General features: G+C 69.6%; 17 protein-coding genes and 1 pseudogene. 10 read left to right on the top strand and 8 right to left on the bottom strand.

The annotated features are described in order from the left end of the window. Positions 1-142 precede the first annotated feature (142 nt). Positions 143-478, top strand: coding sequence for an XAC0095 family protein (locus tag KHF85_RS05350; protein WP_284568786.1), 336 nt, complete (start codon positions 143-145; stop codon positions 476-478). Positions 479-500: 22 nt separating this feature from the next. Here KHF85_RS05350 and KHF85_RS05355 read toward each other — a convergent pair whose 3' ends face one another. The 4 genes from KHF85_RS05355 to KHF85_RS05370 all read right to left on the bottom strand — a co-directional run bounded on the left by KHF85_RS05355 (position 501) and on the right by KHF85_RS05370 (position 3,596). Beyond that, positions 501-1,139, bottom strand: a complete 639-nt coding sequence (locus tag KHF85_RS05355; RefSeq protein WP_284568787.1) for a hypothetical protein — start codon at positions 1,137-1,139, stop codon at positions 501-503. Between the two features lie 27 nt (positions 1,140-1,166). Next, entirely contained in the window at positions 1,167-1,589 is a 423-nt protein-coding gene (locus tag KHF85_RS05360; protein ID WP_284568788.1) for a hypothetical protein, read from the bottom strand. Positions 1,590-1,731: 142 nt separating this feature from the next. Continuing rightward, positions 1,732-2,499: a LytR/AlgR family response regulator transcription factor gene (locus KHF85_RS05365; RefSeq protein WP_284568789.1), complete on the bottom strand. Its 768-nt coding sequence runs from the start codon at positions 2,497-2,499 to the stop codon at positions 1,732-1,734. Further along, entirely contained in the window at positions 2,496-3,596 is a 1,101-nt protein-coding gene (locus tag KHF85_RS05370) for a sensor histidine kinase (RefSeq protein WP_284568790.1), read from the bottom strand. The genes KHF85_RS05365 and KHF85_RS05370 overlap by 4 nt, the downstream gene beginning before the upstream one ends. 6 nt (positions 3,597-3,602) lie before the next feature. Here KHF85_RS05370 and KHF85_RS05375 point away from each other — a divergent pair, with 6 nt between their 5' ends. Beyond that, complete coding sequence (locus KHF85_RS05375) at positions 3,603-4,187, top strand: hypothetical protein (RefSeq protein ID WP_284568791.1); 585 nt, start codon at positions 3,603-3,605, stop codon at positions 4,185-4,187. Between the two features lie 215 nt (positions 4,188-4,402). Here KHF85_RS05375 and KHF85_RS05380 read toward each other — a convergent pair whose 3' ends face one another. Then, complete coding sequence (locus KHF85_RS05380; RefSeq protein WP_284568792.1) at positions 4,403-4,714, bottom strand: hypothetical protein; 312 nt, start codon at positions 4,712-4,714, stop codon at positions 4,403-4,405. Between the two features lie 183 nt (positions 4,715-4,897). Here KHF85_RS05380 and KHF85_RS05385 point away from each other — a divergent pair. Both KHF85_RS05385 and KHF85_RS05390 read left to right on the top strand, forming a co-directional pair. Continuing rightward, positions 4,898-5,489 (top strand): annotated as a pseudogene (locus tag KHF85_RS05385) (alpha-ketoglutarate-dependent dioxygenase AlkB). Between the two features lie 66 nt (positions 5,490-5,555). Continuing rightward, a complete protein-coding gene (locus tag KHF85_RS05390) occupies positions 5,556-6,206 on the top strand; it encodes an HD domain-containing protein (RefSeq protein ID WP_284568793.1) in 651 nt (216 codons plus the stop codon). 122 nt (positions 6,207-6,328) lie between these two features. Here KHF85_RS05390 and KHF85_RS05395 read toward each other — a convergent pair whose 3' ends face one another. Next, entirely contained in the window at positions 6,329-6,859 is a 531-nt protein-coding gene (locus KHF85_RS05395) for a DUF1993 domain-containing protein (protein ID WP_284568794.1), read from the bottom strand. A 324-nt stretch (positions 6,860-7,183) separates the two neighbouring features. Here KHF85_RS05395 and KHF85_RS05400 point away from each other — a divergent pair, with 324 nt between their 5' ends. The 3 genes from KHF85_RS05400 to KHF85_RS05410 all read left to right on the top strand — a co-directional run bounded on the left by KHF85_RS05400 (position 7,184) and on the right by KHF85_RS05410 (position 12,097). Next, positions 7,184-8,893 (top strand): FAD-dependent oxidoreductase, encoded by a 1,710-nt coding sequence (locus tag KHF85_RS05400; RefSeq protein WP_284568795.1) that lies wholly within the window; start codon positions 7,184-7,186, stop codon positions 8,891-8,893. Next, positions 8,890-9,195 carry a UBP-type zinc finger domain-containing protein gene (locus KHF85_RS05405; protein WP_284568796.1) on the top strand — a complete coding sequence of 102 codons (306 nt, stop codon included), beginning with the start codon at positions 8,890-8,892 and terminating at the stop codon, positions 9,193-9,195. Before KHF85_RS05400 ends, KHF85_RS05405 begins: the two co-directional genes overlap by 4 nt. A 385-nt stretch (positions 9,196-9,580) precedes the next feature. Then, positions 9,581-12,097 (top strand): excinuclease ABC subunit UvrA, encoded by a 2,517-nt coding sequence (locus KHF85_RS05410; RefSeq protein ID WP_284568797.1) that lies wholly within the window; start codon positions 9,581-9,583, stop codon positions 12,095-12,097. A gap of 293 nt (positions 12,098-12,390) precedes the next feature. Here KHF85_RS05410 and KHF85_RS05415 read toward each other — a convergent pair whose 3' ends face one another. Both KHF85_RS05415 and KHF85_RS05420 read right to left on the bottom strand, forming a co-directional pair. Continuing rightward, on the bottom strand, positions 12,391-12,741 hold the full coding sequence (locus KHF85_RS05415; RefSeq protein WP_003465565.1) for a nucleotide pyrophosphohydrolase: 351 nt from the start codon (positions 12,739-12,741) through the stop codon (positions 12,391-12,393). Positions 12,742-12,906: 165 nt separating this feature from the next. Beyond that, entirely contained in the window at positions 12,907-13,332 is a 426-nt protein-coding gene (locus KHF85_RS05420; RefSeq protein ID WP_284568798.1) for a hypothetical protein, read from the bottom strand. 129 nt (positions 13,333-13,461) lie between these two features. On the opposite strand from KHF85_RS05420, the gene KHF85_RS05425 reads away from it, so the two are divergent. The 3 genes from KHF85_RS05425 (at position 13,462) to KHF85_RS05435 (ending at position 23,730) form a co-directional block, all read left to right on the top strand. Continuing rightward, a complete protein-coding gene (locus KHF85_RS05425) occupies positions 13,462-22,158 on the top strand; it encodes a GH36-type glycosyl hydrolase domain-containing protein (protein ID WP_284568799.1) in 8,697 nt (2,898 codons plus the stop codon). A gap of 35 nt (positions 22,159-22,193) precedes the next feature. Beyond that, positions 22,194-22,379, top strand: a complete 186-nt coding sequence (locus tag KHF85_RS05430; protein WP_284568800.1) for a hypothetical protein — start codon at positions 22,194-22,196, stop codon at positions 22,377-22,379. A gap of 187 nt (positions 22,380-22,566) precedes the next feature. Further along, positions 22,567-23,730 (top strand): zinc-dependent alcohol dehydrogenase, encoded by a 1,164-nt coding sequence (locus KHF85_RS05435; protein ID WP_284568801.1) that lies wholly within the window; start codon positions 22,567-22,569, stop codon positions 23,728-23,730. The last annotated feature ends 178 nt before the right edge of the window (positions 23,731-23,908 follow it).

Consider the following 23,908-nt stretch of genomic DNA (forward strand, 5'->3'; position numbering starts at 1 on the left):
TGGTGGGTTTTTTGTGCCTGCGTGCTTCGCAGGTGCAACCGACGCGAAGTTCTGCGTCGGGAGGGCGGTGAATACAACACCCGAAAGGGGAATAAACCCGCCGGCTATACGCGGTTTCTAGCCTCCCGACTTCCCGTCCGCCATGGCGGCGGACGGCCACTTCATGGAAGGAGAGGCGACGATGTCGGAGTACAGAACGGACGATCTTGAAATGCCGGGCTATTTCCTGCCCGAAGATAGCCAGTTCCGGCTGGTGCGGCTGGCCGAGTTCATCAAGTTCCTCGCACTACTGGCAGAGCCACGCAGCGTGGCTGAAGAGCGCGAGGCCGCCCCGAAGGTGCGTGCGGGCGAGCTGGCGGTGTGCATGGAACTGCTCGCGGAGCAGTTGGACATGGTGCTGCGCGAGGTGTCGTGGCCGGCGCAGCGTCAGTCCCCGTATCAGGCGCAGGGCCATGGCGCCGATTGGGAGGCGCCATGAACCGGTCTTCGATTGCGTCGCCTTAGACGTTGCGGATTTGCCTCGGCATGGAGTGGTTGCGGGCGTCTTGGCGGATGGCATCGCTGCCCGGTGTGCAGACGCGTTGCAGGTCCTGCGCCGTCCGCTCGCGGTAACACAGCGCCGCAATACGCTCGCGCGGCAACATGCAGTTGCCGATGCCCGGTTGCAGCCTGCGGGAGAAACCTGGCACCGGTACGCCCATCAGTTCGCCGAAGGTGCGGAAGGCGGAGTTGCTGTTGATGGTGGCGCCGAGCAGCTTGAAGCCGTAGTTGGGGTAGTCCAGGTCCTGGGCGTTGAGTTCGGGCATGGCACGCAGCGCCGCGTGCCAGCGCGCCAGGATTTCGTGCTTGTCGCCGCTGGCGGCGGCGCGCGCCGGCTGGCCATCGCTCAGGTAGCTGGTGCGGTCGGGCTGGGCGCCGATGGCGTTGGCGTAATCGGCGTCGTGCGGGTAGTGCCAGGCGCGCAGCGCGTGCCTGCGCGCGTCGGTGCCGATCGGGATCGGCGTGCCGGTGTGCCGGTCGGTGGCCAGGCCGTGCAGTTCGGCCAGGGCGTTGCCGCGCTCGTCGCGCAGCACCCAGTAGGCGTGGCCGGCGATGCCGGCAATGCAGAGCAAGCGTGCTTCGATCGAATGGTGGCGCATGGGGCTCTTCTTTCCGTCTTCTCGAGACTAGCGCGGTGGGGTGGCGATGCAACTGCCCAGCGCGGTCTTGAGGTCCTGCATCGCCTGCGCCACGCCCAGGTCGGCGAAGTAGGCGCCTGCACCCTTGAGGGCGATCTTGGCTTGGCCGACGCCTTGCGCGCGCTCGATGCGTATGCGGAAGCCGCTGCGGTTGGCGTCTTCGAAGTTGCCCGATTCCAGCACGCCGTTGGCGGCGTCCTTGCGCGTGACCTTGGGCCAGGAACTGCTGGTCTCGGACAAGTGGGCGATGCTGGTCTCGGCGCAGTCGAACAGGCGCTGGGTCGGCTGGTCGGCGGGGAGGGCCAGGACGTCGGAAGCCATCGGGGTCTTGGGGGCGGCTTCGGCCATGCTGCATGCGCCTGCGGCAAATAAGATCCCTGCAATCTGCACGGTGATGCGCCACGGCTTCATGTGCTTCTCCTGGGATGTCCTGCGCGTGGCGCTGCGGTGGCGCGGCGTGAGGCGAGACGCCCAATGTAATTGGGTGGACCACGCCTGTCGATCCGGTCCGGGGGCAGCGCTGGCGCAGGCTTCTATCGCCTACCGCGATCGTTCATTCACCGCTGCCGTTGGTCACCAACCGCAGAAACACCTCATGCTGGTACCGGCTCATGCGCAGTTGCTGGCCGTTGTCCATGGTGACCACGTGGTGGCCGTTGAACCAGGGGTGGATGGCCTTGACCCGGCGCACGTTGATGATCGCCGAGCGGTGCACGCGGGCGAAGTGGCGCGGGTCCAGGCGCGCGCCGAGGGCGGCCATGGTCTCGCGCAGTTCGTGCACGGCGCCGGCCACGTGGAGTTGCACGGTGTTGCGGTTGGCCTTGATCCAGACGATGTCGTCCACGGCGACGAACACCACGTGTTCGTCCACGCGCACGGCGATGCGCTGCAGGTAGGCGTCGCGCTGGCGCAATGCGTCCAGCGCCTGAAGCAGGTGCGCCGGGTTGTTGCCGGCGCCGCCCAGCCGCGCCTTGGCGCGTTGCAGGGTGGCGGCGAAGCGCTCGCGGCTGAAGGGCTTGATCAGGTAGTCCAGCGCGTTGGCTTCGAAGGCGCGCACGGCGTACTGCTCGTAGGCGGTGACGAACACGGTGGCGGGCATGCGTTCGGCGCCGATCTGCGCGACCACGTCCATGCCGGTCATTTCCGGCATCTGGATGTCCAGGAATACCAGGTCTGGCGAGTGTTCGCGGATCGCGGCCACCGCGGCGGCGCCGTCGCCGCATTCGCCGAGCAGGGCGATGTCGGCGTGCTCGCGCAGCAGGCGCACGATGGCGTGGCGGGCGATCGGTTCGTCATCGATGACCAGTGCGGCGATGCTCATGCGGGCACGTGCTCCGGCGCGCCTTCGGCGTCTTCCAGTTCGCGGAACGGCATGCGGATGCGGCACGCCACGCCTTGCGGCCAGAGCATGTCCAGGCGGATCTCGGCGGCGTCGCCATACAGTTCCTGCAGCCGCAGCCGGGTGTTGGACAGGCCGATGCCGTGGCCGGCGTTACCGCTGCCGTCGCCCAGGGTGCTGTTGCGGTTGCGCACTTCAATGCGCAGCTGGCCGTCTTCGCGCCGGCTCTCGATCTCCACGCAGTCGGCGCCGGCGTGGCGGCCGATGCCGTGCTGGATGGCGTTCTCCACGATCGGCTGCAGCAGCAGGCTCGGCACGGCGCAGTCCAGGGTGGCCGGGTCGATGTACAGGCGCGTGGTCAGGCGGTCGCCGAAGCGCTTGCGCTGGATGCCCAGGTACAGGTCGAGCAGGGTGAGTTCGTGGCGCAGGGTGATTTCCTGGCCGTCGAATTCTTCCAGCAGGGCGCGCAGCAGTTCGCTCAGGCGAAGCAGCATGTCCTCGGCCGAGGCGACGTCGTCGTCGAGCAGGGTCACGATGGCGTGCAGGGTGTTGAACAGGAAATGCGGTTGCAGTTGGGTCTTCAGCGCCTGCAGCCGCGATTGCGCCAGTTCCGTGGCCAGGCGGCTGGCTTCCAGTTCGCGGCGGTCGCTCTCGCTGCGGTAGTGCAGCGCCTGCTGGATCGCCAGCAGGCCCCAGTAGGTCAGCAGGCCGATCGCGAAGTGCTTGCCGATGAACTGTCCGAGCTGGTCGAAGAACGCGCCTGGCGAGACGACTGCGCCGATGAACATCGCCAGCGTGGTGACGCCGATGCTGGCTAGCAGCTGCCGTCCCAGCGAACGCAGCTGTAGCGGCGTGGGGATCGGGTAGCGCTCGCCCAGGCGGAACACCAGCGGTGCCAGCGCGGCCCAGGTGTACCACTGGATCATCGACCAGCGCAGGTAGTCGCCGAGCTGCCAGCTTTGGCCGTTGTTGACGGAGTCGTACAGACAGCCCTGCACGGCGAACGCCACCACAACGGCTGTCCACAGGCTCAGGTATCGGGTCAGGCCGATTTCCGTGGAACCCAGGCGGATCTTCATCGGGCGATGCTCGAACGGGATGCGCCGATCCTAAGCGCGGTGGTGCGCGCTGAGAAGCGCGGCGACCAATGGCGACGATTGGTCACGCCGCTACGACGATTCGTCCCGGATCGCTGGGCGCAGGGCGGGGTGGGCGCGCCAGATGTGCGCACCGCTGCCGTTGCGCGATGCGCCGGGCGGTATCCCTTCCTGCCAGAGATCCCCGACATGTCTCCATTGCCCACTGCCTGCCTTGCCATCGCGCTGCTCGCCGCCACGGCCACCGCCCATGCGCAGGACGCGAGCCGCACGCACTACGTCATGCTGGTCAACCGCGCGCACGACAGCGTGACCAAGCTGTCGGTCGCCGACCCCGGTAGCGGTGCATTTCGGGACGTGGCAGTGGATCGGCTGCGTGGCGGCGGCGACTCGGCCACCGTCGGCATCCATGGCGCCGGCTGCCGCTACGACATGCGTTTCGCGTTCGACGATGGCCGCACCCTGGTCTACCAGGATCTGGACGTGTGCCATTACGGCCTGGTGCGGATCCGGCCGCTGCCGCGCAAGGGAGTGGACGCCGCAACGCAATTCACGGTGTCGATGGCCCGCTAGGGGGCATGCATGAGTGTGCTGTGGCGGCTGCCGCTTTGGGGGATTGCGCGGTAGCGGCTCGGGATGGCTAAAAGCTATTCGAATAGCCGGTGTCCCATCCCACATGCTCCCGAGCAGGCAGGGCATCCCCGCATCAGGCTGAGAGCCGATGGACATGTTCAGGCGCTCTTGCATGCTGCTGCAGCGAGGCAGCAGCATGCCGTCGTCGCGATCGGCTAGCGCCGCGCGCGCCGCCATGCGATCAGCGCGGCGACCGCCGCCACGGCGGCAATCGTGCCGACGGCGGCTACCCTGGTCGCCAATTGCGTGCGCTGCGCGCGCCGGCGCAGGTCGCTGTCGGTGCCGCCTGCGGACAGCGGCGACTGGAACACCTCGCTGCGGGTGCCCGGTGCGCCGCGTGCGCGGAGCGCTTTGGCTGGCGCCTTGGCGCCGCTGTCTGGGGCGTCTGCGTGGGCGCCATTGGCGCTGTGGAGGGGCGTGGCGGCTGCTGTGGTCATGCTTTCCGTCGTCCTGCGCGCTGCGGTCATGCGTGCGTCTCGCCTGTGCTGTGATGTAGGTACATTTTGCATGCTCCCAAGCGCAACGTTAACGCAGCGCGGGCGAAAAGTAAGAATTCCCCATCGCGGGCTGCGACATTGCGCCGCGTCGCAGCCGCTGATCCGTTCAGATGCCGGGATGGCGTCTTCTTTGCCGCTCCCCATCTTGTGCCCATGGACCTGTTCGCCCAGCCCGACGACGCGCCGCATTGCCTGGTGGCCGATGCCGAGGGCGGTATCCGCTATTGGCCACGCCTGCTCGATCCGGAGCTGGCGCAGGCCTGGTTCGCCGCCTTGCGCGATGGCGCGCAGTGGCAGCAGCTGCGCCGGCCGATGTACGACCGCGTGGTGGACGTGGCCGCGGCTGGTGGCGGCGTACGGCCTGCAGGCGCTGCCCGAGGCGCTGCCGTTGCGCGCGCTGCACGCCGCGGTGCAGGTGCAGGTGCGGGTGCCGGCGCCGTACACCGATGTGGGCCTGAATCTGTACCGCGACGGCCGCGACAGCGTGGCGATGCATCACGACACGCTGCATACGCTGCTGGCGCCGCATCCGATCGCGCTGGTGTCGCTGGGCGCGCCGCGGCGCATGAACCTGCGCGCCAAGGCCGGCGCGCGCAGGAGCATCGGTGTGGAACTGGCGCCGGGCAGGCTGCTGGCGATGCGCCATGCCTCGCAACTCACCCACGCGCACGGCATCCCCAAGACCGCCAGGCCGGTGGCGCCGCGGATGAGCGTGGTGTTCCGGGTGCGGCCGCCGCCGGTCTGAACCGTTTGCGCCGCGACGGCGTGCGGATTCCGCAATAATGCGGGTCTGCCCCGTCAGGAAGACCGCATGACCGCTCTCACCGAACGCTATGCACGTGCCGTGGACTATGCGCGCATCGCCCACGCCGGCCAGTTCCGCAAGGGCGGCACGGTGCCGTATTTCAGCCATGTGCTGGGGGTCTCGACGCTGGTGCTGGAAGCCGGCGGCAATGAAGACCAGGCGATCGCGGCGTTGCTGCACGACGTGGTCGAGGACTGCGGCGCCGGCCACGAGGCGGTGATCCGCGCGCAGTTCGGCGATGCGGTGGCGGCGATCGTGATGGGCTGTACCGACGCCAGCGCCGAGCGCAAGGCGGCGCAGGAGGACGTGCCGGCCAGGCGCCGTGCCTGGCGCATCCGCAAGCAGGCGTATCTGGCGCATCTGCGCCAGGCGCCGGATGTAGTGCTGTTGGTATCGGCCTGCGACAAGCTTTACAACGCGCGCAGTATCGTTGCGGATCTGGAAGATCCCGCGGTGGGTATGCAGGTGTTCGAGCGTTTCACTGCCGGCCGCGAGGGGACGTTGTGGTACTACGGCGCGCTGCATGCGGTGTTCGCCGAGCGCGGCGTGGCGGTGCTGCGGCCGTTAGCGGCGGCGGTGGCGCGGATGCATGCGTTGGCGGGGGAGGCGTTTGCTGCGGCCGATGCCGGCGCGCTTGTGGCGCCTTCGTTGGCGTAGTCGCCTGGCGCCTACAGGCGCGGTCTCCGACGCTGACAGGCGCAGCGTTGTGCGCTTAGATCTAGCGAGTCGCTTTCGCGCCGGACCCTCACCCCAACCTCTCTCCCGAGGGGAGAGGGGCTTCAGGCGGCTGCCGTTTCTTTCGTGTCGAACGGCCCCAGGTAGTCGAGTTTGCCCACCGCCACGCCTTGCTGGCGCAGGATCGCGTGCGCGGTGGCGACATGGAAGAAGAAGTTGGGCAGGGCGAAGGTCAGCAGGTAGTCGCTGCCGATGAAGTCGGCCTTCAATTTGCCGGCGCTCAGCGACACCGCGCGGTCCTGCGCACCGTCCAGGGCGGAAGCATCCACGCTGTGCAGGAAGCGCTGGGTGGCGGCGATGCGCTCGCGCAGCTGCGCCAGGGTGGTTTCGTCGTCCGCCATCTTCGGCGGCACGATGTCGCTGAGGCGGCCGATGGTGTTCTTGGCGGTGTCCGAGGCGCGCTGGATCTGCGCGGCGAAGCCGAACATGTCCGGTGCCAGGCGCGCGTCGACCAGCGTCTGCGGATCCAGGCCCTTGTCCTGCGCATGGCGCTCGGCCAGGTCGACGTAACGTTGCAGCACGCCCAGGCCACGCAGCAATACCGGGACGCTGAGGCGGTACATTGAGACGGACATGAGCGGTTCCTTGAGAAAGAAGGGGGGCCGGGTAGGCATCGGCATGGGCGCAACAACAACTGGATGGGGCGTTGCGGGTGCGAACACAAGAGCGCTGCTGCCATGGTCGCGGCGCGCGTCATCCCTGCGTGTACTGGGAGGTGTGTGTGGCGACAGAAAAGCGGCCGCGTCCGTTGGTTTGCACGAGGCTGCGCCCGTACCCTCACCCCGGTCCTCTCCCGGTGGGAAGAGGAGAGGTGTGTGCCTCCCTGAATGGGTGATTGCCGGCAGCGCGCACGCATCGCATGCTGTGCGTATTGTCGCCCGCTACCCACAAGGATGCCGATGAGCCTGGCCGATACACGTCGCCATCAGATGTTCCCGGTGCTCGCGCCGGCGCAGGTGGAGACCGCGCGCCGTTTCGCCAGCGGCGCGCCGCGCACGTTCGCACCAGGCGAAGAGGTCTTTGCCGTCGGCGACCATCCGGCGCCGGTGTGGCTGGTACTGCAGGGCACGATCGCGGTGGTGCGGCGCGACGGGCTGGGCCACGAGAAGCCGGTCACCGAGCACACCACCGGGCAGTTCACCGGCGAGGTCAGCCAGCTGGCCGGTCGCGCCTCGCTGGCTGGTGGCCGCGCCGGGGCGCAGGGTTGCGTGGCGGTGCCGTTCGACGCGGCGCATCTGCGCTCGCTGATGATCAGTTCTGCCGACGTCGGGGAGATCGTAATGCGCGCGTTGATCCTGCGCCGGGTCGGGCTGATCGAAGGCGATACCGCCGGCTCGGTGCTGATCGGCGAGCCGGGCGAGGCGCGCTTGACCCGCTTGCAGGGCTTCCTGACCCGCAACGGCTATCCCAACACCTTCCTGGATGCGGCCAACGACGACGAGGGCCGCGCGCTCGTCGAGCGCCTGGGCATCCATCACGACGAATTGCCGCTGATGGTCTGCCCCAGCGGCACCGTGCTGCGCCGTCCCAGCGAGGCCGAGGCCGCGCATTGCCTGGGCATGACCCCGGAGCTGGATCCCGACAAGCGCTACGACGTGGCCATCGTCGGCGCCGGCCCGGCCGGGCTGGCGACCGCGGTGTATGCCGCGTCCGAAGGGTTGTCGGTGCTGGTGCTGGACCAGCGCGCGATCGGCGGCCAGGCCGGCGCGTCGGCGCGGATCGAGAATTATCTGGGCTTTCCCACTGGCATCTCCGGCCAGGCATTGGCCGGGCGCGCCTACAACCAGGCGCTGAAGTTCGGCGCCGAGCTGGCGTTGCCGCTGGAAGTGGCGCAGCTGCATTGCGATGCGACTAACGCCGAGGACTGCAGCGCCGCGCCGCTGCAGTTGCAGATGCGCGACGGCCTGCGCGTGCAGGCGCGCAGCGTGGTGATCGCGTCGGGCGCGCGCTACCGGCGTCCGGACATCGCCAATCTGGCTGCGTTCGAAGGCAACGGTGTGTCCTACTGGGCTTCACCAGTGGAGGCGCGGCTGTGCGAGGGCGAGGAGGTCGCCTTGGTCGGCGGCGGCAATTCCGCGGGCCAGGCGGTGGTGTTCCTTGCGCCGAAGGTGAAGCGCCTGCACCTGATCGTGCGCGGCGCCGGGCTGGAGGCGTCGATGTCGCACTATCTGATCGAGCGCATCGCCGCGTTGCCGAACGTGGAGCTGCATACCGGCACCGAAGTGGTGTCGCTGCAGGGCGATGCCGCGCAGCGGCTGGCGAGCGCGGAGTTTCGCGATCGCGCCAGCGGCGCCACGCATCGCTGCAACTTGCACCATGTGTTCCTGTTCGTCGGCGCCGATCCCAACAGCGCCTGGGTGGATGGCTGCGTGCAGCTGGACCACGCCGGCTTCGTCGTCACCGGCGCCGAACCCGGGGCGGGTCAGGTGCCGGCACTGCCGTTGGAGACCGACCGGCCGGGCGTGTTCGCGATCGGCGACGTGCGCGCCGGTTCGGTCAAGCGCGTGGCCGCGGCGGTCGGCGAGGGCGCGGCGGTGGTCGCGCAGATCCACCAGTTCCTGGCGCGGCGCAGTGCCGTGCCTGCCATTGTCGAGAGAGCCGCCCCATGACCGGGCCGTGTTCGCATCTTTCCACGATCGTCGAAGTCACGCCGAGCGCGCGCGGCTGCGAGGAATGCCTGAAGATCGGCAGCCGCTGGGTGCACCTGCGCCTGTGCCGCAGCTGCGGCCATGTCGGCTGTTGCGACGATTCGCCTAACCGCCACGCCACCAAGCATTTCCACCAGACCGCGCACCCGATCATCGAAGGCTACGACCCGCCCGAAGGCTGGGGCTGGTGCTACGTGGACGAGACCGAAGTGGAGCTGCCGGACCAGACGCCGCAGCTGGGGCCGATTCCGCGTTATGTGTAGCGGAAGGGGACAGCGTCGGGACTGAAGTCTCTCCCACAGTGCATCCGGTCGGTCTGCCGCAAGTTTTCTGTAGGAGGGGCTTTAGCCGCGACCGGGATGTATCGATCTCCACGCTGCCTGTCGCGGCTGAAGCCGCTCCTACAGGGAGTATTGGTTGGGGCCTGTCGGCTCTTGTAGGAGCGGCTTCAGCCACGACAGGCGAAGCGGTGGACCTCTGATAGCTTCGGACAGCGCCGAAACTGAATTTCCTTCTGCAAGAGTACATGTCGATGGACAGGTGTGCGTGGTCGCGAAGGCGACGCCGCGCCCATCGCGCCATCCCATACACGGCCACCTCCGCCCGACCCCGCTAAGCTTGCGCAAGCTCTTGCCAATTTTTCAGCCAATGCCCAAGCCGCCCATTTCCCCCGACTCCGGTTTCGTCCGCGTCCGCGGCGCGCGCGAACACAATCTCAAGGACGTGGACGTGGAACTGCCGCGCGATGCGCTGGTGGTGTTCACCGGCGTGTCCGGCTCCGGCAAGTCCTCGCTGGCGTTCGGCACGCTGTTCGCCGAGGCGCAGCGCCGCTATCTGGATTCGATCTCGCCCTACGCGCGGCGCCTGATCGACCAGGCCGGCGTGCCGGATGTGGACTCCATCGAAGGCCTGCCGCCGGCGGTGGCGCTGCAGCAGCAGCGCGGCGCGCCGAGCACGCGTTCGTCGGTGGGCAGCGTCACCACCATCTCCAATTCGCTGCGCATGCTGTACTCGCGCGCCGGCGACTACCCGCCGGGGCAGGTCATCATCTATGCCGATGGCTTCTCGCCGAGCACGCCGGCCGGCGCCTGTCCCACCTGCCATGGCCTGGGCCGCATCTACGACGCCACCGAGGCGTCGATGGTGCCGGACCGCACGCGGAGCATCCGCGAGCGCGCGGTCGCCGCGTGGCCGCCGGCCTGGCATGGGCAGAACCTGCGCGACATCCTCACCACGCTCGGTCACGACGTCGATGTGCCGTGGGCCAAGCTGCCGAAGAAGACCCGCGACTGGATCCTGTACACCGACGAGCAGCCGACGGTGCCGGTGTATCCGGGCTTCACCCTCGCCGAGACCCAGCGCGCGCTGCGGCGCAAGCAGGAACCGGCCTACATGGGCACCTTCAGCAGCGCGCGCCGCTACGTGCTGCATACCTTCGCCAGCACGCAGAGCGCGCTGATCAAGAAGCGCGTGGCGCAGTATCTGCTGAGCACGCCGTGCCCGACCTGCGACGGCAAGCGCCTGCGCCGCGAGGCGCTGTCGGTGACCTTCGCCGGACTCGACATCGGCGCGTTATCGCAGCGTCCGCTCACGCAGGTGGCCGAGTTGCTGCGCCCGGCCGCGGACGGCCGCATGCGCGACGCCAAACGCCATCCCGAGCAGGCCATCGCCGCGCAGCGTATCGCCCAGGATCTGTTGGCGCGGATCCAGATCCTGCAGGAGCTGGGCCTGGGCTATCTCACGCTGGAACGCAGCACGCCGACGTTGTCGCCCGGCGAACTGCAGCGGCTGCGCCTGGCAACGCAGATCCGCTCGCAGCTGTTCGGCGTGGTCTACGTGATGGACGAGCCGTCCGCCGGCCTGCATCCGGCCGATGCGCAGGCGCTGCTGGCCGCGCTGGACCAGCTCAAGGCCGCGGGCAATTCGCTGTTCGTGGTCGAACACGAGATCGATGTGATCCGCCATGCCGACTGGATCGTCGATGTCGGTCCCGGCGCGGGCGAGCAGGGCGGGCAGGTGCTGTACAGCGGACCGCCGGCGGGGCTGGCGCAGGTTGCGGCCTCGTCCACGCGCCGCTACCTGTTCGCCGCGCAGGCGCCGATCGCGCATGCGCCGCGCGCGCCGGGCGCGTGGCTGCAGCTGCGCGGGATCAGCCGCAACAACGTCGCCGCGCTGGACGTGGACATCCCGCTGGGCGTGTTCACCACGGTCACCGGCGTGTCCGGTTCCGGGAAATCGTCGCTGGTCAGCCAGGCGTTGGTGGAGTTGCTCGGCGCGCATCTTGGTCAGGAGCATGCCGATCCGGAAGAAGGCGTGGATCCGCTGGAGCGCAGCACGCAAGCGGCGACCGACGGACGCATCGCCGATGGCCTGCAGCACGTGCGGCGCCTGGTGCAGGTGGACCAGAAGCCGATCGGCCGCACCCCGCGCTCCAACCTGGCCACCTATACCGGGTTATTCGACCATGTGCGCAAGCGTTTCGCCGCGACCCCCGCGGCGCGCAAGCGCAAGTACGACGCCGGCCGTTTCTCGTTCAACGTCGCCAAGGGCCGCTGCGAGACCTGCGAAGGCGAGGGCGCGCTGTTCGTGGAACTGCTGTTCATGCCCAGCGTGTACGCGCCATGCCCCACCTGCCACGGCGCGCGCTACAACGCCAAGACGCTGGAGATCGAACTGCGCGGGCATAGCATCGCGCAGGTGTTGCGCATGACCGTGGCGCAGGCGACGGCGTTCTTCGCCGACGACGCGGCGATCGCACGGCCGTTGCAGGTACTGGGCGAGGTGGGCTTGGGCTATCTGCGGCTGGGCCAGCCGGCCACCGAACTGTCCGGCGGCGAGGCGCAGCGCATCAAGCTGGCCACCGAGCTGCAACGCGCGCAGCGCCGCGACACCGTCTACGTGCTCGACGAGCCGACCACGGGCCTGCATCCGGCCGACGTGGACACGCTGCTGCGCCAGCTGCACGGGCTGGTGGAGGCGGGCAATACCGTGGTGGCGGTCGAGCACGACATGCGCGTGGCCGCGGCCAGCGACTGGATCATCGACATGGGGCCGGGCGCCGGCGACGCAGGCGGCAAGGTCGTCGTCGCCGGCGTGCCGCAGGCGGTGGCGCGGCATGCGGGCAGTCGGACTGCGCCATTTCTCGCTGAGGCGATGCAAGGCTAGCGCGCCGTCTCTCTCATCTGTTGCAGGCAGTGAACCTTGTGGTGTGTCTGCTGCGGATGGCTCGCGCAAGTGCATCGCATCGCCAACGCAGCTTCCGCCGACATGCACAACCGGTGCTGTTCGGGCGGCATGCGGAGGAAGTCGCACTGCGCCGTTCTTGGCGCAGGCGCTGCAGTGATAGCGCGTTGTCCCCTGTAGGAGCGGCTTCAGCCGCGACGGGCTTTACTGATGGTGCCTGTCGCGGCTGAAGCCGCTCCTACAAGGTGCAAGGGCGGACGCAGGCAGTGCCGCCGCTACAACTCGGTGTATTTGGTGATGCGGCCCTTGGCGCGGTCCACCGGGTATTTGGCGGCGTTGACCTGCATCTTCTGCCGCGCCGCCTCGATCGGGTCGATGCCCAGCTTGTCGCACAGCTGCAGCAGGTACAGCAGCACGTCGGCCACTTCGCTGCCGACCTGGGCCTTCTTGTCGTCCGACAGTTGCCGGCTCTGCTCGTCGGTGAGCCATTGGAAATGCTCGAGCAGTTCCGATGCCTCGACCGACAGCGCCGCGGCCAGGTTGCGTGGGGTGTGGAACTGGCCCCACTCGCGTGCGTCGGCGAATGCGCGCTGGGCGGCTTGCAGGTCGTGGAGGCTGTCGGGCATGGGATGAGGTCGCGGGCGGGAAGCCGCATGGTAATGCAGCGCCGGATCCGCTCATGGCGGCAGCCGGCGCCGGCGCGGCCTCGGTCGCCGTTTTCCGCGCGCCAGCGGGCGATGGCAGGCGAGACCGCTGCGCCGTGCTCGCGGGATGCGCAAACATCGCCGACATCACGTTTCCAGCGCCTGTTCGGGTCGATGCTGGAAGCCACCGAGAGCCAGGCCCTGGCCGAGATCCACCGCCGCACCCGGCGCGACCGCGCGCGTTTCCTGGTCACCACGCGGATTTGAGCCGGGCGCCGTTGCTGACGTAGCGCCTCCGTTGTCGGCGTTGCGGCGGCATGCGCGTACGCGGTGCGTGTGCGACGTGTCGTCGCTGCCATTGGCCATCGTCGGGGCGTATTCGCCTCGCTTTGCGGCGTCTGCCTTCTGCGCAATCGCGGCATATTGCGCCAACCGCCGCCACCGCACGCATCGGCACCTGAACGCCAGCGGCGCGCCGTGCATGGGCCGCAGCGTCAACCGCAGTGCGGCTGTGTCTCGCGCAGCCACGCAAGCACGATCGGCAATCACGCGCACTGCGCTGCGCGCATTCACGCCTGGCGCTGCCGGCCCCTGTTAAGCATGAAGCCAAGCGGGCTCTTTGGCCCCATCTGGATCATCATGGCGTCCCCCTGGCGTGCGTTGCGTAGACGGCTGCTTCCTTATCGGCGTGGCCTTTCCGGCATGCGTGCGATGTTCCTGCAGCATGGCCGCACGCGGCCGCTGGCCGAGGAGCCGCTGCGCGCGCAACTGCTCAGCGCCGAACAGATGGCCGCGCACGGCGAAGCCCTGGCGCGCAGCCACCGGGTGCGCGGCGGGCGCAGCCCCGAGGTGTTGCTGGCGCGGCTGAAACAGAACGAGGACGTGCTGCGCGACGCCCTGGCGATGCTCGCGGCGATGGTCCGCGACGACATCCGCGTGACCCCGGCCGGCGAGTGGCTGCTGGACAACTTCTACCTGGTCGAAGAACAGATCCTGATCGCGCGGCGGCATCTGCCGGCCGGTTACAGCCGGCAGCTGCCGACGCTGGCGCAGGGCGCCTCGGCCGGGTTGCCGCGGGTCTATGCGTTGTCGATGGATGCGATTGCGCATGGCGATGGCCGTATCGATGCCGACATGGCCAGCCGCTTCATCGCCGCCTACCAGACGGTGACGCCGCTGAAGCTGGGCGAGTTGTGGGCGATTCCGATCATGCTGCGCCTGGGCTTGCTGGAAAACCTGCGCCGGGTCGCGGCGCGGGTGATGCGCGACGGCATCGACCACCGCCTGGCCAGCGACTGGGCCGACCGGCTCAATACCACCGCCGCGCAGGATCCCAAGAGCGTGGTGCTGGTGGTCGCGGACATGGCGCGCTCGCAGCCGCCGCTGTCCGGCGCGTTCGTGGCCGAGCTGGTGCGCGGGCTGCACGGGCGCGGCGGGGTGCTGGCGATGCCGGTGACCTGGGTCGAGCAATGGCTGGCCGATGGCGGGCAACGCATCGACGACATGGTGCACGCGGAGAGCCAGCAGCAGGCCGCCGACCAGGTCTCGATCAGCAACAGCATCGCCAGCCTGCGTTTGCTGGCGACGATGGACTGGCGCGATTTCGTCGAGGAGCTGAGCGTGGTCGAAGCGCATCTGCGCCGCGATCCGCACGGCACCTATGCGCAGATGGATTTCCAGACCCGCGACAGCTACCGGCACAGCGTCGAGCTGCTGGCGCGGCGCAGCGGCGCCAGCGAAGATGCGGTGGCCGCGTGCGTGCTGCAGCTGGCGCAGGCGGCATCCGCGGACGACCGCCGCCATGTCGGCTACTACCTGGTCGACGACGGCCAGCGCGACCTACCGGCGGCGATCGCCGCGCTGCCGCGCGCGCGGCGGCGGCCCCACGTGGCGCGGCGCACGCTGCCGCTGCCGGCGTACCTGCTGCCGATCGCGGCGATCGCCGCGTTCGGCGCCTGGACCCTGCTCGAGCAGTTGCATGCGCTGACCGCGGTGCCGGCATGGCTGTGGGCGACGACCGCGCTGCTGGGCGTGCTGGTGTTCAGCGAGTTGGGCGTGGCGTTGGTCAACTGGGCGGCGACGCTGCTGGTGGCGCCGCGCACGCTGCCGCGGATGGACTTTTCCAAGGGCATTCCGGCAGGCGCGCGGACCCTGGTGGTGGTGCCGAGCATGCTCAGCGACACTGCCACGATCGACGAACTGGCCGAAGCGCTGGAAGTGCGGTTCCTGGCCAATCGCGATGCGCAGCTGCATTTCGCGTTGCTGACCGATTTCCTGGACGCCGCGCAGGCGACGCTGCCCGGCGACGCGGCGCTGCTCGAGCACGCGGCGCAGCACATCGTGCGGCTCAACCAGCGCTACGCGCCGGAAAGCGGCGACCGCTTCTTCCTGCTGCACCGCCCGCGCCTGTGGAGCGCCGGCGAGCGCGCCTGGATCGGCCACGAGCGCAAGCGCGGCAAGCTGGCGGCGCTGAACCGGCTGTTGCGCGGCGGCGCGGCCGATGCCGATTTCAGTGCGGCGATCGGCGCGACCGCGCTGCTGGCGCAGGTGCGCTACGTGATCACCCTGGACGCGGACACGCGGTTGCCGCGCGATGCGGCACGCGAGTTCGTCGCGACCCTGGCGCATCCGCTGAACCGCGCGCGCATCGATCCGGCGCTGGGCCGGGTGACCCGCGGCTACGGCATCCTGCAGCCGAGCGTGGGCAGCAGCATGAGCGGCCATCGCATCACCCGCTACGCGCGCCTGTTCGGCAGCGAGCCGGGCATCGACCCGTATACGCGCACCGTGTCGGACGTCTACCAGGACCTGTTCGGCGAAGGCTCGTTCGTCGGCAAGGGCATCTACGACGTGGATGCGTTCGAGCAGACGCTCGACGGCCGCCTGCCCGACAACCGCATCCTCAGCCACGACCTGCTGGAAGGCTGCTATGCGCGCGCCGGCCTGGTCAGCGACGTGCGGTTGTTCGAGGACTATCCGTCGCGCTATGCGGCCGACGTGAAGCGCCGCGCGCGCTGGATCCGTGGCGACTGGCAGTTGCTGCCCTGGCTGCTGCCGTGGGTGCCGGATGCCACCGGCCGCTACCGGCGGACGCCGCTGTCACGGCTGTCGCGCGGCAAATTGCTGGACAACCTGCGCCGCAGCCTGGTGCCCATCGCCGCCACCGCGTTGCTGGCGCTCGGTTGGCTGTGGCTGCCGCGGCCGGCGGCATGGACCGCGTGGCTGCTGGGCCTGTTCGTGCTGCCGATCGTGGTGCCGGCGCTGCACGATCTGGTCGCCAAGCCATCGGACATGGCCTGGCGCATGCACCTGGGCACGCTGGCCAAGGCGGTGGTCACGCAACTGCAGCGCGCGCTGGTGGCGCTGGCCTGCCTGCCGTACGAGGCCGGTTACGCCGCGCTGGCGATCGTGCGCACGCTGTGGCGCATGCTGGTCAGCCGGCGCCACCTGCTGCAATGGCATGCCTCCAGCGACGTGGCGCGCAGCCTCGGCCGCGGCAATGCGGCCGAGCTGGGCGGGATGGCGCCGGCAGCGCTGTGCGCGCTGGTGCTGCTGGCCGTGCTGGCCTGGCGGCAGCCGCATGCGCTGTGGGTCGCCGCGCCGATCCTGGCGCTGTGGATCGTCGCCCCGGCGCTGATGGCGTGGATGGGGCATGCCGCCGCGCCGCGCCGCGCGCAGCTGGCGCCGCCGCAGCGCGCCTTCCTCGGCCGGCTGTCGCGGCGGACCTGGGCGTTCTTCGAAGTGCACATGCGCGCGCAGGACCATTGGCTGCCGCCGGACAACGTGCAGGAACATCCGCAACTGGTGGTGGCGCGGCGCACCTCGCCGACCAACATCGGCCTGGCCCTGCTCGGCAATCTGGCCGCCTACGACCTGGGCTACCTGCAGCCGGGCGGGGTGATCGAGCGCACCCGGCTGACCCTGGCGACGATGGAGACGCTGCCGCGCCACCGCGGCCATTTCTACAACTGGTACGACACCGAGACCCTGCTGCCGTTGCCGCCGGCCTACCTGTCGACGGTGGACAGCGGCAACCTGGCCGGGCATCTGCTGACCCTGCGCCAGGGCCTGCTGGCGCTGTGCGATGCGCCGTTGCTGGCCGCGGCCAGCTTCGACGGGCTGGCCGACACGTTCGGCGTGCTGCGCGAGGCCGCACACGACAATCCAGCCGCAGCGGCGCTGCCGCAGGCGGCGCTGCACGACTTCAATCAGCGCCTGCAGGCACTGCGCGCGGCCCCGCCGGCCACGCTGCCGCAGACTTGGCAGGCACTGGCTGCGCTGGCCGTGCCGGCGGCCTCGATCGCCGAGCGCTGGCCGCCGCCGGCCGTGGGCGCGGAGCAGTCCGCCGACGCCTTGGCGCCGCACTGGCCGCAGGTCCTGCTGGACGCGTGCAATGCCGCGCAGCAGGAACTGCGCGAGTTCGCGCCATGGGCGACGGCGCCGGATCGCGACGACGCCTGCCTGCCGGTGACCGACGCGCCGCTGCCGACGCTGCGCGCGCTGGCCGCGCAGACCTGCGACAGCGCGGCCGCCGAGCGCGCCCGCGCGCGCATCCACCAGCTCGAGCGCCTGGCGCATATCGCCGGGCAGCTGTCGCTGATGGAATACGGCTTCCTCTACGATCCGGCGCGGCGGCTGCTGGCGATCGGCTACAACGTCGACAAGCGGCGCCTGGACCAGGGCTACTACGACCTGCTGGCGTCGGAAGCGCGGCTGTGCAGTTTCGTCGCCATCGCCCAGGGCCAGCTGCCGCAGGAAAGCTGGTTCGCGCTTGGCCGCCAGCTCACCGAGGTCGATGGCGAAGCGACGCTGCTGTCGTGGAGCGGCTCGATGTTCGAATACCTGATGCCGCAGCTGGTGATGCCCAGCTATGCCGACACCTTGCTCGACCAGACTGCGGTGCATGCGGTCAACGCGCAGATCGCGCACGGCGCGCGGCATGCGCTGCCGTGGGGCGTGTCCGAGTCCGGCTACAACGCGGTCGATGCGCGGATGAACTACCAGTACCGCGCGTTCGGCGTGCCCGGGCTGGGCCTCAAGCGCGGCCTCGGCGACGATCTGGTGATCGCGCCGTACGCCAGCATGATGGCGCTGATGGTGGCCCCGGAAGCGGCCTGCGCCAACCTGCAGCGGCTGACCGAGGCAGGCTTCGGCGGGCGCTTCGGCCTGCACGAGGCGATCGACTACACCCCCAGCCGGGTGCCGCCGGGCCAGGACCACGCGCTGATCCGCTCGTACATGGCGCATCACCAGGGCATGGGCCTGCTGGCGCTGGACCATCTGCTGCGCGAGCAGCCGATGCAGAAGCGCTTCGCCGCCGATGCCGAATTCCAGGCCACCTTGCTGCTGCTGCAGGAACGGATCCCGCGGGTGGGCGTGTTCCATCCGCAGGAAGCCGACGGCACCGCACGCAGTCCGCAGGATGCGCGCGAGGACGAGACCCAGCTGCGCGTGTTCCGCGATCCGGGCGCGCCGCGGCCGGCGGTGCAACTGCTCTCCAACGGCCGCTACCATGGCCTGCTGACCAGCGCCGGCGGCGGTTACAGCCGCATGCGCGACATGGCCATCACCCGCTGGCGCGAGGACGGCACCCGCGACCATTGGGGCAGTTTCTGCTACCTGCGCGACGTGGACAGCGGCGACTACTGGTCGGCCGCCTATCAGCCCACCGCGGTGAAGGTGGACCACTACGAAGCGATCTTCTCCGATGCCAAGGCCGAGTTCCGCGGCCGCAAGCGCGGCTTCGACACGCACCTGGAAGTGGCGATCTCGGCCGAGGACGACATCGAGCTGCGCCGCCTGCGGGTCAGCAACCGCTCGCGGCAGCCGCGCACCATCGAGATCACCACCTATGCCGAAGTGGTGCTGGCGCCGGCCATCGCCGACGAACTGCATCCGGCCTTCAGCAACCTGTTCGTGCAGACCGAGATCGCCCGCGACACGCAGGCGCTGCTGTGCACCCGGCGCACCCGCGCGCACGACGAGGTGGCGCCGTGGATGTTCCATCTGGTGGCGGTGCACGATGCGCACATCGGCGCGATTTCCTACGAGACCGACCGCGCGCGCTTCCTCGGCCGCGGCAATACCGCGCGCAATCCGCGCGCGCTGAGCCACGATGCGGTGCTGTCCGATACCGCCGGTTCGGTGCTCGACCCGGTGGTCGCGATCCGCTGCCGGATCGTGCTGGCGCCGGAGCAGACCGCGATGATCGACATGGTCTACGGCGTCGGCGGCGACCGCGCCGCGTGCATGGCGCTGATCGAAAAGTACCGCGACCGGCGCCTGGCCGACCGCGTGTTCGACCTGGCCTGGACCCACAGCCAGGTAGTGCGCCGCCAGATCAACGCCTCGCAGGCCGATGCGCAGTTGTACGAGCGCCTGGCCGGGCTGATGGTGTACGTGCACCCGGCGCTGCGCGCCGACAGCGACCTGCTGCTGCAGAACCGGCGCGGCCAGTCCGGGCTGTGGGGCCATGCGATCTCCGGCGACCTGCCGATCGCGCTGCTGCAGATCGGCGATGCCGACAACATCGAGCTGGTGCGGCAGATGGTGCAGGCGCACGCCTACTGGCGGCTCAAGGGCCTGCATGCGGACCTGGTGATCTGGAACGAGAGCCAGAGCGGCTACCGGCAACAGCTGCAGGAGCAGATCCTGGGCATGGTCGCGGCCGATCCGGATGCCAGCGTGCTGGAGCGTCCCGGCGGCATCTTCGTGCGCCCGGTGCAGAACATCTCGCAGGAGGACCGCATCCTGCTCCAGGTGGTGGCGCGGGTCATCGTCAGCGACCAGCGCGGCACCCTGGCCGCGCAGATCGGCCGGCATCTGCCGCCGCCGCGCGGCGTGCCAGAGCTGGTGCCGCTGCCTGCCGCCGCGCTGGCCGAGGCGCAGGCCCTGGCCGTGCCTGCGCATGCGGGCGGCGATGCGCACGAGGATCCGTGGCCGTTCGCGCCGGCGCATGCCGAGGTGCTGTTCGACAACGGCACGGGCGCCTTCGCCGCCGATGGCCGCGAATACCTGATCGCATTGCGCGAGGGTGCGCCGACGCCGGCGCCGTGGTCCAACGTGCTGGCCAATGCGCAGCTGGGCACGGTGCTCAGCGAGAGCGCCGCCGGCTATACCTGGTTCGAGAACGCGCACGAGTTCCGCCTGTCGCCGTGGCACAACGACCCGGTCGGCGACGCCTGCGGCGAAGCGTTCTACCTGCGCGACGAGGACAGCGGCCGGGTGTGGTCGCCGCAGGCGCTGCCGCGCCGCGGCGAGGGCGACTACCGCACCCGTCATGGCTTCGGCTACAGCGTCTACGAGCACGTGCAGGACGGCATCGCCAGCGAGCTGTGGGTGTACGTGGCGTTGCACGAGGCGGTGAAGTTCTCGGTGCTGAAGCTGCGCAACCTGTCCGGCCGCAGCCGGCGCCTGTCGGCGACCGGCTATGTGGAATGGGTGCTGGGCGATCTGCGGGTGAAGTCGCAGATGCACGTGGTCACCGAGCAGGACGGCGCGCACGGCGCACTGCTGGCGCGCAATCCCTACAACGCCGAGTTCTCCGCGCGCACCGCGTTCTTCGACGTGGACGCGGACACGCGCAGCTGCAGCGGCGACCGTAGCGAGTTCCTCGGCCGCAACGGCGACATGGCCGATCCGCAGGCGCTGCGCCGCGAACGCCTGTCCGGACGCCTCGGCGCCGGGCTGGATCCGTGCGCGGCGATCCAGGTGCCGCTGAGCCTGGCCGCCGGCGCCGAGTGCGAGACGGTGTTCCGGCTCGGCGCCGGCAAGGACCACGACGCGGCGGTGGAACTGGCGCGGCGCATGCGCGGCCGCGACGCCGCGCACGACGCGCTGGACGCGGTGCGCATCCACTGGCGGCAACTGCTCGGCGGGCTGCAGGTGACAACCCCCGATCCCAGCGTGGATCTGCTGGTCAACGGCTGGCTGCCGTACCAGACCCTGGCCTGCCGCTACCTTGCGCGCAGCGGCTACTACCAGTCCGGCGGTGCGTTCGGTTTCCGCGATCAGCTGCAGGACATGATGGCGCTGGTCCATGCCACGCCGGAACTGGCGCGCGAGCACCTGTTGGCCAGCGCCGCGCACCAGTTCCCGCAGGGCGACGTGCTGCACTGGTGGCATCCGCCGCAGGACCGCGGCGTGCGCACGCGCTGTTCGGACGATTACCTGTGGCTGCCGCTGGCGGCGTGCCGCTACCTGCAGGTCACCGGCGACCGCAGCGTGCTCGACGAGGAGGTGCGCTACATCGAAGGCCGCGCCGTCGGCGCCGACGAGGAGTCGTACTACGACCTGCCGGTGCCGTCGAACCAGCGTGCGCCGCTGTACGCGCACTGCGTGCAGGCGCTGCGCCGCGGCATGGCCCTGCTCGGCGAACGCGGCCTGCCGCTGATCGGCACCGGCGACTGGAACGACGGCATGAACCGGGTGGGCGAGGGCGGCAAGGGCGAGAGCGTGTGGCTGGGCTTCTTCCTGTACCACGTGCTGCAGCAGTTCGCGGCGCTGGCGCGCGGGCGCGACGATGCGGCCTTCGCCGCCGAGTGCGAGGCGGCGGCACATGCCTTGCGCGGCAATCTGGAGGCGCATGCCTGGGATGGCGGCTGGTACCGGCGCGCGTGGTTCGACGACGGCACCGCGCTGGGTTCGGCGCAGAGCGAAGAATGTCGCATCGACTCGATCTCGCAGAGCTGGTCGGTGCTGTCGGGCGCGGCCGAGCCGGCGCGCGCGCAGCAGGCGATGGCCGCGCTGGACCAGCACCTGGTCAAGCGCGACGCCGGCCTGATCCAGCTGCTGGAGCCGCCGTTCGACCGCATCGCGCACGACCCCGGCTACATCCGTGGCTACGTGCCGGGCGTGCGCGAGAACGGCGGGCAGTACACGCATGCGGCGGTGTGGGCGGCGATGGCCTTCGCCCGCCTCGGCGACGGCGAACGCGCCTGGGAACTGGCGCGGATGATCAACCCGATCCAGCACAGCCTGGATGCGGCGGCCAGCGAGCGCTACAAGGTCGAACCCTACGTGCTCGCCGCCGATGTCTACGGCGTGGCGCCGCACGTGGGCCGCGGCGGCTGGACCTGGTACACCGGTTCGGCCGGCTGGATGTACCGGCTGCTGGTCGAGTCGCTGCTCGGCCTGCAGCGCGAAGGCGACAGCCTGCGCCTGCGGCCCTGCCTGCCGGCCGACTGGGAACGCTGCGAACTGCAGTACCGCCACGGCAGCAGCACCTACCACATCGAGCTGCTGCAGGCGGCGGCCGGGGAGGCGGACGCCGCTGCGGAGGCAGAGGACAGCAGCGGCCTGTTCGTGGACGGCCTACGCCAGCAGGACGCGCGCATCGCGTTGGTCGACGACGGCCAGACGCATCGCGTGCAATGGCGGCAGCCGCGCGCGCCGACATGAACACGCGCGCGCAGACGCAGGCGGCATTGGCGCATATGGCGGCGATGCTGCCGGAGTGGACTGCGCATCTGCGCCATCCGGCCGAGTTCTGGCCGCAGTTCAGCGCGCTCGCGAAGGAACTGCTGGACGCGGCCGATCCAGGCGATCGCGCGCAGGCGCGGCAGGCGTTGGCGGCGATGCTTGCCGATTACGCGATCGACGCGCGCCTGCTGCCGCACTGAATCGCGTCCTCGCTCCACCAGCGTACGCCGTCGTGCGGATCGTTCGGCAATCGATGGCACGCCTCAGCGCCGCGCCGTATGGCGTTGCGCCGATTCCGCCACGCTGGCCTCACGGCGTGGTCACCCCGGTTGCACGTCGCCTGCGGCAACACTGCGGTCCACGCCGTCGCAAAAGGACACCCTCCAAATGCAAGCTCTCACCTATCACGGCACCAAAGATGTGCGCGTGGAAACCGTTCCCGATCCGGTCCTGGTCGATGCCGACGACATCGTGCTGCGGGTCACCGCCACCGCGATCTGCGGCTCCGACCTGCACCTGTATCGCGGCAAGATCCCCGACCTGCACAGCGGCGACGTGCTCGGCCACGAGTTCATGGGCGTGGTGGAAGACGTCGGCCCGGAGGTGACGCGGGTGAAGAGGGGCGACCGCGTGGTGATCCCGTTCGTGATCGCCTGCGGCGAGTGCTTCCACTGTCGCCTGACCGAGTACGCCGCCTGCGAGACCACCAATACCGGCAAAGGGGCTGCGCTGAACCAGAAGAGCATCCGCCCGCCGGCGGCGCTGTTCGGCTACAGCCATCTGTACGGCGGCGTGGCCGGCGGCCAGGCCGAGTACGTGCGCGTGCCCAAGGCCAACGTCGGCCCGCTGGTGGTGCCGGATGCGCTGCACGACGAGCAGGTGCTGTTCCTGTCCGACATCCTGCCCACCGGTTACCAGGCCGCGCTCAACGCGGGCGTCGGCCAGGGCAGCACCGTGGCGATCTTCGGCGCCGGCCCGGTCGGGCTGATGACCGCCGCGTGTTGCCGCATGCTCGGCGCCGAACGCATCTTCATGATCGATCGTTACCAGTACCGGCTGGATTTCGCGCAGAAGACCTATGGCGTGATCCCGCTCAATTTCGAACAGATCGACGATCCGGCCGACATCATCGTCGGCCAGACCGACGGCCGCGGCGTGGACGCCAGCATCGATGCGGTCGGCTTCGAGGCCAAGGGCAGCACCGTGGAAACGGTGATGGCCACGTTGAAGCTGGAAGGCAGCAGCGGCACCGCCTTGCGCCAGTGCATCGCCGCCACGCGCCGCGGCGGCACGGTCAGCGTGCCCGGCGTGTATGCCGGCTTCATCCACGGCTTCCTGTTCGGCGACGCCTTCGACAAGGGCCTGACCTTCAAGATGGGCCAGACCCACGTGCAGCGCTTCCTGCCTGAGCTGCTGGAGCATATCGGCGAAGGCCGGCTCAAGCCGAACGAGATCATTACCCATCGCATGCGCCTGGCGCAGGCGGCCGACGGCTACGCGATCTTCGACAAGAAGGAACAGGACTGCCGCAAGGTGATCCTGACCCCGTAACGCGCTCGACGCTTTACCTTGCCGCCGTCGCGCTCCATGGGAGCCGACGGCGGCCAAGGCAGGCGCCCTGCATGAACTCTTTATCGATGTGTACGCCGCCGTGCGGCGTGCACACGCTGCGTGGGCGTCGCGCCTGTTGTGATCGCGGCAACGCCCAGGTAACGCCCGTCGCGCACCG

The sequence above is a fragment of the Xanthomonas graminis pv. graminis genome (assembly GCF_030168915.1).
In the GTDB taxonomy this organism is placed as follows: domain Bacteria; phylum Pseudomonadota; class Gammaproteobacteria; order Xanthomonadales; family Xanthomonadaceae; genus Xanthomonas_A; species Xanthomonas_A translucens.